Source organism: Ureibacillus aquaedulcis (assembly GCF_030418165.1).
Taxonomy (GTDB): domain Bacteria; phylum Bacillota; class Bacilli; order Bacillales_A; family Planococcaceae; genus Ureibacillus; species Ureibacillus aquaedulcis.
This window is the reverse complement of sequence record NZ_JAUHTQ010000009.1, coordinates 33,154-47,109: the sequence shown is the minus strand read 5'-3', so window position 1 is coordinate 47,109 and position 13,956 is coordinate 33,154. Positions and strand designations below refer to the sequence as shown.

The following is a 13,956-nucleotide window of genomic DNA, read 5'->3' as shown; positions in this document are numbered from 1 at the left end:
AGATAAATGAAGTGAATTAGAAATAATACGTAAATTGAATTGAAAAGTATAAGAATATTGAGGTGATACCGTGCAAATAAGGGATTTTATTGTTGACCGGAATTTAAAGGAACTAACGGAGCACCGTACAATTGTGCTGCCGGTTGCCTGTTATGTAACGACCATAAGCGAGAATATAAATGGCCATATCCCACTTCATTGGCATGATGAATTTCAATTTGTAGTCGTTTTAAAAGGGATCGCTAATTTTCAAATAAATGAAGAAACCATTTTAGTTCAAGAAGGAGAAGGCTTATTCATCAATAGTGGGCGCTTGCATAGGGCAAAAGACCAGAAAAGTACGGGGTGTGTCTACATTTGTCTAAATGTTTCTCCTCATTTCGTGGTATCACATGAACTTTATACGACTTTTGTGTCTCCCTATATTCAAGCAACGAATCTTCAATATTTGCATTTAGATTCCAGAAATTCCTGGGCGAATCGCATTTTGGCTGCCATTGCAAAGGTTGAACAGTTAATTAGCCAACGCCTTCCATACTATGAGCTTGACATCAGTATGGAAATTACATGTATATGGATGAATCTAATAAAAAATGGGCTTCAATTGGAGTTCAAAGAGAAGGAAACGATAAAAGATCTAAGGATGAAGCAAATGCTAAATTGGATTCATCAAAACTATACCGAAAAAATCCTTCTTGAAGATATTGCACAAGCTGGGCAATTAAGCCGTTCAGAATGCTGCCGTTACTTCAAACGATTCTTAAAAAAATCGCCATTAAACTACGTGACGGAATATCGGATTCAAAAAAGCCTAATATTACTGCAACAATCGCATCTTACTGTAACGGATGTCGCCTATCAAGTAGGTTTTAATAGTACGAGTTACTTCATCGATAAATTTCGTAAGTCGATGAATATGACACCATTGGCATATAAAAAAGTAAGAAATTGACCTGATCATCTAAGGAGTTTTAGTCCGGGAAGGAGTAAAGCTCTTTTTTGTTGAAATTATTTAAGTGGACCATTTAATACCAACCATTTTCCATTTTGATGGAAATATAGAGAAGGAATAATTTGGTTAATGAAATGAAAAGGTTTTACCAAAGCGGATACTTTTTAAAAAATTAAATCGGGGAGGTTACGAATTCTTAATCAGGGAGGAGAATTCCATGGATATGGAAAATGTTAGAGCAATTGCAAAAGATACCTGGATCCAATTTTAAATATTATAAAAATTCCGATAAAGGTATTGTCTCTATGCCACATACTTGTTATCCTTATATTACGTTTAATTTAATAGCGTACTTTAGTACGAAATGCGTACATTAAGGAGGGGTTAAATGGAAACGCATACAAATGAAAGGGTGGCGGCTACAACAGCAGATGCTGTGCCGGATTATTTACTATCACCGCCAGAAACAATGGGACAGAAACTTAAGCAGGTTGGTCCAGGTATTGTAGTAGCGGCAACTGGGGTGGGGACAGCTGACTTAATCACATCAATTGTAATTGGAACACAATTTGGAATGACCTTTATATGGGCAATCTTAGTCGGATCCATACTGAAATACTTCTTAAATGAAGGTGTAGGCAGATGGCATTTGGCTTCAGAACGTACGATGGTACAAGGGTGGCAGCAACTTGGTAAATGGGCAACTGGATATTTTGGTGTATATTCAATTCTTTGGGGATTTGTATACGGAGCAACGGCCGCATCGACATGTGCAATGGCCTTGTATGCAGTATTCCCGATTATCCCATTATGGGCATGGGCAGCAATTCATGCAGTTGCCGGATTTTTACTAGTGTGGTTTGGTAAGTACCATGTAGTTGAAAAAGTAATGACAGTGTTAATCGGTATTATGTTTATTACTATTATTGGGACGGCTTTATTGTTCTTGCCAAGCTTTGGAGAATTCATGAGTGGTTTTGTGCCCCGTGTGCCAGACGGTTCATTCATGCTGATGATGGGTTTAATCGGCGGAGTAGGAGGTACAATTACAATGGCCTCGTACGGTTATTGGCTGGCCGAGAAGAAATGGTCGGGTCCTAAATGGGTGTCGACTATGCGTCTGGATTCCAAAGTCGCTTATACTTTAACGGCTATTTTTACAATTGCCGGGCTAGTTATTGGCGCTCAATTCCTCTTCGGCACAGACGTTAATCTAAGAGGTGATCAGGGGCTTATAGATTTAGCCGGACTACTGGGCCAAGAGTTTGGGGAGCCGATGAAATGGGTATTTTTAGTTGCCTTTTGGTCAGCAGCCTTTTCATCATTACTAGGGGTGTGGAATGGTGTTCCTTATTTATTTGCGGACTTTGTGCAAACAATCCGCCAAAAGAAGGATGCCCCACGCAGGCAAGTGCAAGAGACAGATAAAGCATATCGTTTCTTTTTATTCTGGTTAACATTCCCGCCAATGATCCTTTACTTCTTCGGGAAACCAGTAGAACTCGTTATTATTTATGGTGCTCTTGGATCTCTATTTATGCCTTTCCTGGCAATTTCACTTTTAATATTGCTGAATTCCAAGAAAATTGAGCAGCCTTTACGGAATAAGACATTACCGAATGTTATCCTGGTCGCGTGTGTTGCAATGTTTGTATACCTGGGCGGTTCGGAACTTATTGATATTTTGTTCAAGTAAAAACAACTTTAGCTCATAAAATTACTATTAAATTAAAAGTAAGTGCCAATCCATCAAGGGTTGATACTTACTTTTATTTATTCTATTTGCATTATCGGAATGAGGATTCAAGTAAGTAGCTAATGCTCCTTTTCATTGCAGTAAGACAGGATGAATAAAGGCTTGATCTACTCCTTTAATGGCTTCAAAGCATTCGTATGATCAATGTAAATGAAGGCATCATATCTACTGCCAACCCTTGAAGGGACATAATTCCCGTAAGCCTCGAATGCGGGATTATATACAACACCTATAGCTCGGTGACCAATCCAGTCATTGAATATCTCACGGTTTTCTTCATTGAAAAGAAGGATTTTGTCTTCAGCACCGGCCGCATGAAGCTGTCCTTCCCATGTGCTGAGTTTGGAAGGCGGTACTTCAATCACTTCCATTGGATCTCCCCAGCTGTCTGCCGCAATTACTGTGCCTTCATACGTACCGAATCCTATTGCATAAGTATTATCCATGCCGTATTGCTCTCTCATTAGTTGTCCGACATTGAATAGCCCATCTTCCTTCATATCGGTTTGGGAAGCATCGCCAATATGTGTGTTATGTTCCCAGATGATGATTTTCGTATCCTCTCCATGGTACTTCATTATTTCATTAATCGCTTCGACCATGTGCGAGTCACGGGTATTCCATGATTTTGCATCCTGCATCATCGCCCGGTAATAGGCTTCTGCATTTTTGGCTACAAGAGCATTCATGATGACATTTAAGTCCTCTTCATGTTCATCTGAGTACTGTTCTTCATGGCTTCGCAAGGATGTCAACAAGCTGGATACTTCACTGATACATTCACCTGTAAAGTGAGCGGTGGATAGGGCATAATGTTCCGGCATCCTGTTGTATGGTTCGAAACAGGAAAAGGCCTTTTTTGCATGTTCCAAGTCAACTTTGTACTGAGGATTTTCTGACAAAAATTTAAGTACCTCATCAATGGATTCATAGAGACTGTAAAGGTCGATTCCATAAAACCCAACCTTTTCAGCCATTGAAGTATTTTTCTCCTTTAGCCACTCCGTAAACGCTTCGACTTCTTCATTTGCCCACATCCAGGTCGGCCAGCGATTAAACGATTTTACGAGAATCTCCTTTGCAGTGGTATCATCACTTTCGTAGCCTTTTACATACCGATTGATAGCCTGAACAGAAGGCCAATCTCCCTCAACGGCTATGACATTAAAGCCTTTTTGTTCTATGAGCCTTTTGGAGAACTCGGCACGGATTGTATAAAACTCGGATGTACCATGGGATGCTTCACCAATCATAACAATTCTGGCATTGCCAATAGCCTTGAGCATCTTGTCCAAACTTTGGTCGTTGAGTGGAAGGGCTTGCTCTTTAATAGCATTAATCAGTTTTCTTGTCATCTTTATGTCACTCCTTTCTAGCTTTAGCTTACCCAAGCCAGGCTTTTGGAAACACGGCCAAGGGCATTTTTACATGTAGGAAAAAAGTTATTTGAGCAAGGAAATGCTATAATTTGGATAGGGGTAAGGAGGTTTTTCGTTGAAACAAGCTATTGTTCCAGGTGCCTATTTTCTAATTGCCAGTATAATTACTTATTTTGTTGAGCTATTTTTATCCCTGTTAATTGGCGGCATTTTATTTACTGCAGCTGATACACCACCGGGAGATATTTCGGATTCAAGCAAATTATTTTACAGCGTAGGGTTACCTGTCGTTTATGGCTTTATCTTTTTTGGGCTATATTACTTAATAAATCGCATAGTTGAAAGCTTCAGTATCCGTACTCTGTGTACGGGGGTTTTATTCCATATAGCCATTGTCATTTATCTTATTTGGAATATCGTCCCGGATGCCTTTTAAACTGAAGGATCAATCCTTTTTGAAAAAACGAAAAATACTATAGAACCACTTATTTATTAAACGGGAGATGATTTGTCATGAATACAAAAATAACAACGAAACTTCAAATAAGTAAGTCAGCCAATGAAGTGTTTGAAGCCATAGTGAACCCAGAAAAAATCGGAAATTACTGGTTCTCATCGAGTTCCGACAGATGGGAACAAGGGAAGACGATTACTTTACGATATGATGAATACAATGCAGAAGGCACCATTCATGTATTGGAAATCCAACAGGCCAAGAAAATCGTCTTTTCATGGGGCGATGAATCGGGTGAAGGAACAATCGTGACCATTTCACTAAATGAGTTGGATTCTGAAAATACCGTTATAGAAGTAAATGAATCGGGACTGAATGAAACTGACCCAGAAGTAATGAACAAAATGCTCGGGCAAAAAGAAGGCTGGGTTTATACATTAACTTGTTTGAAGGCATATTTGGAAAATGGCATAAATAATTTAAGGGCTTCTTTGATCCATTAGTTAGCTAAATAGTACGAACAGCTTAGCGAATTTGCTAGGCTTTTTCCTTTTATTGCGTTCTGATTTCTGGACATATCCCGCGATATACATGGTTACTAACATCATTTCTCCACATACTAAATTTGAGGTGGAAAGATGACAATTATAAGACTAGGCTATGTTGCGATGAGCATGGAACTCAAGAATGCTTCGCCATCCCAAACCATGACTTTTGCCCAATTTCAAAAAATCGAAGATCGTGAAGCGGCAATCCGCAAATTGGAGCAGATTGCACTTAAAAATTTAGAAAATACGCACAGACTGCTGAAAAATAACTTTTTTAATGAAGTTCATTTCTATCGCCTGACTTCCAGACTAATACCACTGGCCAACCATGAAGCACTTCTTGATTGGAATTATATGAGGCCGCTTAAAGAAAAGCTGCAAGAAGTAGGGGAATATGCAACAAAAAATAACATGAGAATCGACTTCCATCCAGATCATTTTGTCGTTCTGAATTCTGACAAAAGGGAAGTATTCACTAGCTCGATAAAAAACTTGAAAATGCACTATTTGTTGCTCAAAGGTATGAATATTAATCCTGCACATCGTTGTGTGCTCCATGTAGGAGGAAAATACATGGAACCCGAGAAATCGTTGGAGAGTTTTATAGATAATTGGGGGGATGTTCCAGCAGGCATCCAAAAAATGATACTGCTTGAAAATGATGATAAATCCTTTACACTGGACGATACGCTCTATTTATGTGAAAAATTGGGGATTCCGCTTGTGTTTGACTATCATCACCATCTTGCCCACCATCAAAATGAACACTGGGAAGAGAATTGGGACCGTGTCCTAGGAACGTGGAGTGATTCCCCGCTGCCAATCAAAATGCATATTTCAAGTCCAAAAAGTGAAGCCGAATTCCGTCATCACGCCGATTATGTGGATGTGAATATGTTCTTTAAGTTTTTGAAGGAAATCAAAGGGACAATCCCGCAAATCGATTGTATGATTGAGGCCAAAAAGAAGGACGAAGCACTCTTTACTTTAATGAGTGAAATTAAAAAAAGAGAAGATGTTGAAGTGATTGATGGATCCTCATTCTATTTAAAATAGAACAAGGATAGAAAAGAGTCGTCCCAAATAGTAGAGACGACTCTTTTTTAATCAGTGGTCGATATTTCCGACAGTCTAACTTGGAACTGCTTCGTCAAAAGTAATGAAAGGATTAATAGAAATTCCAGTATATTCGTAAGTGGAAAGTTCTTAATCCAGATGCCTAATATACTGCCGCCTATCATTACAAGTGTCCCAATCAATAGCCAAGGGAAATGGAAATTTTTAAGTAAAATGATTCCCACAATGACAAGTACTACTGTAACCAAAATCACCATGATTGGACCAGCCGACTCAACACTTTCATAGCTTAGGAGGCCATTTTCCTTCCTGGTCCTCAAATTTAGTCCAATGGCCGAAGTAAAGAGTTCATAAAGAATTAACGCCAACGTTATCAAACCGAAGATGACTTTCCAGAATGTCTTCTTGGCCCAAGGTAAACCAAGTTTTGAACAAATACCAAAAGCAAACAGAACTAGTGTAGGCGTGAAAAGGGCATGTAACCAAAATCGCGCATAATTTAACCCTTCCAGTAGTTGTCCTTCACCGATAAATCTCCCTGCTGCAATGATGAAATTATCATAAATAAGTCCAATAATAACGAGCAAAAGCACATTGGTCAGATTCCACATATTCTTTTTTGACAGAATCAGCCCCCATACTAAAAGAACGACATATCCAAAAGCAAGAAGGAAGTAAATAAATGTATTCACGGAATCACTCCTTTCTCTATTGTTACCCGTTTTGATTCAAATACAACTGATGGTGGGAGAAATATCTATTTTTTGTCCGATTTAGATTGACAACTAGGTCTGTGAGGAGATATAAATTATTGAATATTCAATCAATATTCAATCAACAAGGTGTTTTTGTTTATCAACAATTAGAAATTAATGGTAAAATAATGAGAGATACCTAGGAGGATTAGGATATGAAATCGATAACAGTTTATCATTATGACGCTTTTAGCGGGGAACCGAATAAGGGGAATCCTGCAGGAGTAGTGTTGCCTGGAGAGGAATTGACGGATGTGGAAATGCAGGAAATTGCTTTCAAAGTTGGCTTTAATGAGACTGCTTTTGCAATTAATTCGGATGTTGCGGATATCAGAATACGGTATTTTACTCCGGGTCATGAAATGAATTTATGTGGTCATGGAACCATGGCTACTATCTATGCTCTGAAAAGTAAAGGCTTATTGGGAAACAAAACAGATATAACAATTGAAACAAAGGCGGGTATTCTTCCGGTTAAAATTAATACATCTGTTGATGATAAAATACTTATCACAATGAAACAGGCTTCTCCCGAGTTTAAGGAGTTTACAGGTTCGAGAGAGGCGTTGGCGAATTCAATCGGATTAAAAGAATCCGATCTTCATGCTCATTATCCGATACTTTATGGAAGTACAGGTACTTGGACCCTGCTGGTACCCATCAAACAACTTGATTCTTTTGAAAAAATGAAGCCTAATAATAAGATGTTTCCAGAAATCTTGAAGGAAATGCCCAAAGCTTCTGTTCATCCTTTTTGTATGGAAACGTATGACCCCAATGCGGATATGCATGCCCGACACTTCTCTTCACCATATTCAGGAACGATTGAGGATGCTGTAACGGGTACAGCCTCTGGCGTAATGGGCGCATTTTATGCAAAATACATAAAAAAAAATTTGATGGAACCGCTGGATCTTATAGTTGAGCAAGGTCATGAAATTAAGAAGGATGGTCGCGTTGTCGTACATGTCCAAAGAAGTGAAGCATCATTTGATATCCAGATAACAGGGAATGCAGTTTATGTTAAAGAGATGAATGTTCTATTGGAAGGGTAAAAAAACTTAATTGGTTGGGTGATTTATGGGCTATATCAGGGACTTAAGAAAGATGGTAGGAAGCCGTCCTCTTATTATGGCTGGAGCATGTGTCATTTTAATAGATGAGGAGTATAGGCTGCTATTACAGCTTCGTGAGGATAATAATTGCTGGGGATTAGCTGGTGGCTCAATGGATCTGGGGGAGTCTTTAGAGCAAGCAGCTCATAGGGAACTGTTTGAAGAAACCGGGCTAATTGCCAACAGCTTAACATTATTCAATATCTATTCTGGTGAGAAATTCTATTATAAATATCCTCACGGGGATGAGGTATATAATGTTGTAGCAGCTTACATATGCAAGGATTATCAAGGGCTACTAAGAAAAGAAGACGGGGAAGTTCAAGGATTGAAATTCTTCCATGTGAACGAACTTCCTTCCAATATAAGTCCACCAGACTTTCCGATTATAAAAGAATATATTGAGTTTGCTAACAAGGAACACTTAGGCAAGAAGAATTGGTGAATTGGATACTTTACTACTTTGGAAGTATGAAGAGTAGTTTTCGATGTAGATGAATAGTTAAAGAGGTTTGGTCCTGAAAAAGACGACACACTATACTTAAAGCAACTTCTAAAGCAAGGTGGGGATGAGTTGAAAAAAACTTGGTTCAGGTTTAGCTCCATCGTTATCGGCATTATACTTCTTTTTATGATTTATTCAGCAGTTAATATTTGGTCTTTTAGTAAGAGGATCGAATTAGTAAAGGCGGATGTAGCTGTGGTGCTTGGCGCTGCGGCTTGGGAAGATGAACCATCGCCTGTTTTGCGGGAAAGAGTCAATCATTCTATTTGGCTATATGAGAATGGATATGTAGATAAAATCTTCTTTACTGGTGGCAAGGGAAAGGGAGACAGGTTTGCCGAGTCAGAGGTAGCAAGGGATTATGCAATTAAAAAAAATGTGAACCCGGAGGATATCGTCAAGTCTGAACTTAGAGGATGACGAAGATGCAAATAAATGAAAAAGCACGACAAGAATTATTTAATGAGATTGACGGAATTTCAGCTGACAACTTGAATAAAAAACCCTCCGATGATCAGTGGTCAATAAAGCAGATCGTAGAACACTTATATTTAATGGAAGGTGCCATAGCGAAAACAATCCAAGGTAAATTAGAAAACGGCGAAGTGGTGAATGCTGAAATCAAGCCGATTGAAGCTGCTATAAACCGTGAAGTAAAGATAGATGCTCCGAAATATACGAAACCAAGCAATGATTTTGCCACATTGGAAGAGTTGAAAAAGAAGTTGAATATGACACATCAAAAACTGCTGAACATTGAGGAAGAAGCAGATAAGGAAGTATTGAAAGTAAAGGGATTCCCTCATCCGGTTTTTGGACAGATGAGCTTGAAACAATGGATTCCGTTTGTTGGCTACCATGAAATGCGTCATATATTGCAAATTAAAGAAGTTAAAGAAAAGCTGGGGTTATAATTTCTGCTAAAAGTAAAAATGGATTTGTTGCATGCGCTGCGACAAATTCTTTTTTATGTTTTAAATAGGTGGAATGTTGATTTTATACGAAATATTATGGGTTAGTTGGGATTAACTTTTCTTGTTGAATCACTAATAAGAGTCTTAGGGGGATGCTTGTTGTTAAATCGTGTCATCGAACAACTTGGGTTGCGGGTAGCATCTATGAATGAGGTAGAAGATTCACATAGTTCAACCGTTTATAAATGTACCTTACATAACGGTGAGAATATATTTTTAAAAATTCCTTATACAAAATTGAAGTATCAGCGAGAATTGGAAGCTTATGAAATTTTAAAAGGGCGTGTAGCCATTCCCGAAATGCTGGATTGTTGCTCTGGTGATGAAGAATGTCCGGGTGCTTTTGTATTGTCTGAGCTGAAAGGGAAACCGTTAACAACTGACGTTTCACCAACAGCCGCATTTCAAGTCGGGGTTCTTCAAGCAACAATGCATAGCATACAGCCGCCAAAGGGGAAAATATTATCCGGTATAGAAGATGAATTTCCATACTGGTCCCAATTTATAGAAAAACAATTTTATAGCTTTGCCGAGGATGTTAAAGAGGTAGTAGATGAACGTTTATATAATCAAGCTATTGAGAAATATGAAGCCATGAAACAACGCATACCTTCTCCAGATGGCCCAAGCTTTGTACATATGGATTTTCGACCGGCAAATATTATTATTAATGGGGATCGGGTTTCTGGCATGATTGATTTTGAAAGCGTCCGATTTGGTTCAACAGACATTGATTTTACTAAACTATACCGTGATTTTTTATGCCACAGCCCGACTTTATATGCAGCCTTTAAAAAAGGCTATCAAAGCATCAGGCCTTTAATCGATTTGGAAGTTGTCTTGCCTTTTTATCTTTTTACAGATGCCTTTAACAGTGTAGGTTGGTGCAAACGCCGTGGAATCGAGAAGAATGCTCTTTTTCTTGAAGAAAATCTTGCCAGATTAAAAGGTTTCCTATAGTTGAAAAGTCTTAGTAGATAAACTATAAAGCAAAGCGTTTCTACCTTCTGTAGAGGCGCTATTTTTATTTATTCTATTAAAATAGTAGGAGGTCTTTCGTCTCAAAAATACTATCAATTATTAATATAATCTATTGAATTTTTAGTCTAGTAGGAATATAATCGGGAAAAGAATAAGTTGGATTATTTTAGCATAAAAGGTTGGAAATAGAGAAAAATTATATTGAAATAGTGGGGATGTTATAGATGAAATCCAAGGGAAAAGGTTTTTTTGCTAGATCAATCAAACTAAAGCTATTAACTGTTTCTATATTGCTACTGACGATTCCATTAGTTATTCTGGGTATTTTCAGCTATCAGAAGAGTAGTGATAGCCTAAATGAACTTGGTCAGACGAATTTGAAAAATAGTGTTCAACACACAATCGAATTAATGACTGTGTTAAATGAACAAGTTGAAAATGGAGACATTTCATTAGATGAGGCAAAGGAAAAAGTAAAAATCTCCATCCTGGGGGAAATGCAGGAAGATAAAACAAGACCAATCAACAAAAATTTTGACCTGGGCGAAAACGGATATGTTTTTGTTTCTGATAGTGAAGGAAATATGGTTGCTCACCCCAATAGCGAGGGAACTAACCTTTGGGATAAAGAAGATATAAACGGTAAAACTTATGCACAGGAATTTATAGAAAAAGGATTAAGTGGCGGGGGATTTACATATTATTATTTTCCACTTCCCGGTGACCAAGAAATAATTGAGGAAAAAGTAACTTACTCAAAAGCTTTCCCCGAGTGGGGCTGGGTAGTAGTTGCAGGTTCTTATCTGGTCGATTATAACCAACCAGCCAATGAAATACTCCAATTAAACCTAATCATCATGGGGATTACACTTGTGATTGGGGTTTTGATCATATGGCTGTTTGCAAATCACGTTTCAAACCCTATCAAAAAAGTAACGGAACAGATGGAATATATTGCAGAAGGGGATTTAACACGCAATCCACTTGAAATCACATCCAAGGATGAGACAGGGCAGCTGGCTAGTGGCTTAAATAGCTTGCAAAGTAAGTTAAGTTCCATGATTCAAAACATTTCGCAAGCTTCTCAAATGATTACAGGTCATAGTGAGGAACTGACGCAATCGGCAAATGAGGTGAAAATAGGCGCGGAACAAGTGGCTAAAACGATGGAGGAAATTGCTTTTGGCACAGAGTCACAGGCAAGTCATGCATCCGATCTTTCTTCTGCTATGGGGACTTATGTAGAGAAGGTTGAGGAAGCCAATGAGAATGGCGAAAGAATCCATCAATCATCCTATGAAGTATTGCGATTGACAGAAGGCGGTTCTCAGCTAATGCTTCAATCGATTGAACAGATGGGGAATATAGACAGAATTGTCCATGACTCTGTTCTAAAGGTTCAACAATTGGATGTCCAATCAAATGAAATTTCTAAATTAGTAACGGTAATTAAAGAGGTAGCAGAACAAACGAACTTGCTTGCCTTGAATGCTGCGATTGAAGCAGCCCGTGCTGGAGAACAGGGGAGAGGCTTTGCGGTAGTTGCGGAAGAAGTGAGAAAACTTGCGGAACAGGTAGCGAATTCTGTTTCGGATATTACGCATATCGTTGGAAAAATTCAAACGGATTCTTCGGAGGTAGCGAATGCATTACAAAGCGGCTATACAGAGGTAGAAAAGGGGACCCATCAACTTAAAACAACGGGCGAGACATTCGAAAAAATCTCCGATTCTGTTAAAGTGATGGTTGATAATATCCAAACGGTTAGCGATAGTTTAACGATGATTAAATCGACAAGCCAGCAGATGAATTCCTCTATAGAGGAAATTGCATCCATTTCAGAAGAATCAGCAGCGGGCGTGGAACAAACCTCGGCCTCTACTCAACAAACAAGCAGCTCCATGGAAGAAGTAGCGGCAAGTTCAGAGGAGCTGGCAATCCTGGCCAAGGAACTAAATGATTTAATTCAACAATTCAAGCTTGCCTAGATAGGAATTAAGATTCCAAATTATGATAGGAGGGTACTATGGCTTAGCTATGGTATCCTTTTTATTACCTATAAAAACTATTTTCCCTCTATTGGAAAGGCATTGATAAAGGGGAGACAAGGCTGATTGAAAAGCATGTAATAAAATAAAAGTCGATTTGTTTTACAAACCGACTTTAAAGACAAATAGAGTTCTATTAAAAAATTAAATCTGTTACTAAGAACAAAACCGTCGGAGCCAGCAAACAGCCTAATCCTGTATAGAACGTTGCAGTAACGGCACCATAAGGAACTAATTTTGCATCGGTAGCAGCAAGACCTCCAGCTACACCGGATGTTGTTCCCATTAAACCGCCATAAACCATGGCAGTCATTGGATTATTTAAGCCAATATATTTTGCGATAAATGGTGTTCCAACCATCACTAATACAGACTTAACTAATCCTGCAGCAATACTTATTGCTATTACCTCTGAACTTGCCCCTAGCGCAGCACCCGTTACAGGTCCTACAATATATGTTGCAGTTCCAGCACCAATTGTGGCAATATCTACTGAATTTCTGTATCCAAACATGAAAGCGAATATAGCACCGATAGCAAATGACAGGACTACACCCAGGAATAGGGAAATTACTCCTCGGAAGCCGGCCTTTTTAATTTCATCGAAGTTTGCTCCGAAAGAAGTTGCTACAATGGCAAAATCACGCAGCATACTTCCGCCCAGAAAACCCATTCCTGCCATGAAACTAATGTCGGAAATTCCTTTTGTACCTTCTGTTACCACTCCACCGATATATGCTAAAACCAGCCCCAGTACAATCGCAATAGCAGAACCATGAATTCTGCCTTTTGTTAATTTGCCTGAAATAAAGTAAGCGATCCACATCGTTAGTCCGACAACCAAGAATGCTGTAACTAGTCCATTATCTACAAAAACGTTTTTAATCATATCAAGCATCCGCTTCACCCCTTATAGCTGCATTGGAATACGAAGATTCTTTTTCTTTTTGTTTCCCGCTTAGAAGAGGCACACATGCCCAGCTAATCACTACAACTGCGATTCCGGCAATTATTGCCAATGGACCGCCAGTTAAAGCACCCAATACGTTTTGGCTTGCTGCCATTGCGATAACAACCGGTATATACATCTGATTCCAAAAACTTAAACCGTCCAGAGAGGCTTTTGCTATTTTCCCAGACTTTACAAGCTTATCAACCACAATGATTAAAAGTAGCATAGCGACCCCTACGCCACCAACATTTGAATCTACTCCCATTACTGCCCCTATCAATTCCCCGACAACTGTGCCTACTAAAAAACACCCCGCTAGAATAGCAACCCCATAAATCACCATAAAACTCGACACCCCTTTATCAAGTATTAGTATAGTAGTGAACTGAAAGAATTTTCAGTCGACTGTATTCTGTGAACATCATAAAATATAAAAATATATAAATCAACTAAAAATTTT

The 13,956-nt window shown here is 38.7% G+C and carries 15 protein-coding genes; 11 read left to right on the top strand and 4 right to left on the bottom strand.

Annotated elements, in window-relative coordinates; genetic code table 11:
• Positions 1-76: 76 nt before the first annotated feature.
• Both QYB95_RS12595 and QYB95_RS12590 read left to right on the top strand, forming a co-directional pair.
• Entirely contained in the window at positions 77-952 is an 876-nt protein-coding gene (locus QYB95_RS12595; RefSeq protein WP_301138789.1) for an AraC family transcriptional regulator, read from the top strand.
• Between the two features lie 388 nt (positions 953-1,340).
• On the top strand, positions 1,341-2,648 hold the full coding sequence (locus QYB95_RS12590; RefSeq protein ID WP_301138682.1) for an Nramp family divalent metal transporter: 1,308 nt from the start codon (positions 1,341-1,343) through the stop codon (positions 2,646-2,648).
• Between the two features lie 167 nt (positions 2,649-2,815).
• Here the strand turns inward: QYB95_RS12590 and QYB95_RS12585 are convergent, their stop codons facing one another.
• Positions 2,816-4,063 carry an erythromycin esterase family protein gene (locus QYB95_RS12585; protein WP_301138681.1) on the bottom strand — a complete coding sequence of 416 codons (1,248 nt, stop codon included), beginning with the start codon at positions 4,061-4,063 and terminating at the stop codon, positions 2,816-2,818.
• A gap of 139 nt (positions 4,064-4,202) precedes the next feature.
• Here QYB95_RS12585 and QYB95_RS12580 point away from each other — a divergent pair, with 139 nt between their 5' ends.
• The 3 genes from QYB95_RS12580 (at position 4,203) to uvsE (ending at position 6,145) form a co-directional block, all read left to right on the top strand.
• Positions 4,203-4,523, top strand: a complete 321-nt coding sequence (locus tag QYB95_RS12580; protein ID WP_301138680.1) for a hypothetical protein — start codon at positions 4,203-4,205, stop codon at positions 4,521-4,523.
• Positions 4,524-4,600: 77 nt separating this feature from the next.
• A complete protein-coding gene (locus QYB95_RS12575) occupies positions 4,601-5,044 on the top strand; it encodes an SRPBCC family protein (protein ID WP_301138679.1) in 444 nt (147 codons plus the stop codon).
• 135 nt (positions 5,045-5,179) lie between these two features.
• Complete coding sequence (gene uvsE, locus QYB95_RS12570; RefSeq protein WP_301138678.1) at positions 5,180-6,145, top strand: UV DNA damage repair endonuclease UvsE; 966 nt, start codon at positions 5,180-5,182, stop codon at positions 6,143-6,145.
• A gap of 47 nt (positions 6,146-6,192) precedes the next feature.
• On the opposite strand, the gene QYB95_RS12565 is transcribed toward uvsE, so the two are convergent.
• Entirely contained in the window at positions 6,193-6,858 is a 666-nt protein-coding gene (locus QYB95_RS12565) for a phospholipid phosphatase (protein ID WP_301138677.1), read from the bottom strand.
• 218 nt (positions 6,859-7,076) lie between these two features.
• Between QYB95_RS12565 and QYB95_RS12560 the strand changes: the two genes are divergently transcribed.
• From QYB95_RS12560 to QYB95_RS12535, 6 genes are all read left to right on the top strand, one after another.
• Positions 7,077-7,976: a PhzF family phenazine biosynthesis isomerase gene (locus QYB95_RS12560; protein WP_301138676.1), complete on the top strand. Its 900-nt coding sequence runs from the start codon at positions 7,077-7,079 to the stop codon at positions 7,974-7,976.
• A gap of 25 nt (positions 7,977-8,001) precedes the next feature.
• Positions 8,002-8,481 (top strand): NUDIX hydrolase, encoded by a 480-nt coding sequence (locus QYB95_RS12555; protein WP_301138675.1) that lies wholly within the window; start codon positions 8,002-8,004, stop codon positions 8,479-8,481.
• Between the two features lie 129 nt (positions 8,482-8,610).
• Positions 8,611-8,961 carry a YdcF family protein gene (locus QYB95_RS12550; RefSeq protein WP_301138674.1) on the top strand — a complete coding sequence of 117 codons (351 nt, stop codon included), beginning with the start codon at positions 8,611-8,613 and terminating at the stop codon, positions 8,959-8,961.
• Between the two features lie 5 nt (positions 8,962-8,966).
• Positions 8,967-9,455: a DinB family protein gene (locus tag QYB95_RS12545; protein ID WP_301138673.1), complete on the top strand. Its 489-nt coding sequence runs from the start codon at positions 8,967-8,969 to the stop codon at positions 9,453-9,455.
• 159 nt (positions 9,456-9,614) lie between these two features.
• Positions 9,615-10,475: an aminoglycoside phosphotransferase family protein gene (locus QYB95_RS12540; protein WP_301138672.1), complete on the top strand. Its 861-nt coding sequence runs from the start codon at positions 9,615-9,617 to the stop codon at positions 10,473-10,475.
• A 245-nt stretch (positions 10,476-10,720) separates the two neighbouring features.
• Positions 10,721-12,484 (top strand): methyl-accepting chemotaxis protein, encoded by a 1,764-nt coding sequence (locus tag QYB95_RS12535; RefSeq protein ID WP_301138671.1) that lies wholly within the window; start codon positions 10,721-10,723, stop codon positions 12,482-12,484.
• Positions 12,485-12,680: 196 nt separating this feature from the next.
• Here QYB95_RS12535 and madM read toward each other — a convergent pair whose 3' ends face one another.
• On the bottom strand, positions 12,681-13,442 hold the full coding sequence (madM, locus tag QYB95_RS12530) for a malonate transporter subunit MadM (protein ID WP_301138670.1): 762 nt from the start codon (positions 13,440-13,442) through the stop codon (positions 12,681-12,683).
• Complete coding sequence (gene madL / locus QYB95_RS12525; RefSeq protein WP_301138669.1) at positions 13,435-13,839, bottom strand: malonate transporter subunit MadL; 405 nt, start codon at positions 13,837-13,839, stop codon at positions 13,435-13,437. Before madL ends, madM begins: the two co-directional genes overlap by 8 nt.
• Between the last annotated feature and the right edge of the window lie 117 nt (positions 13,840-13,956).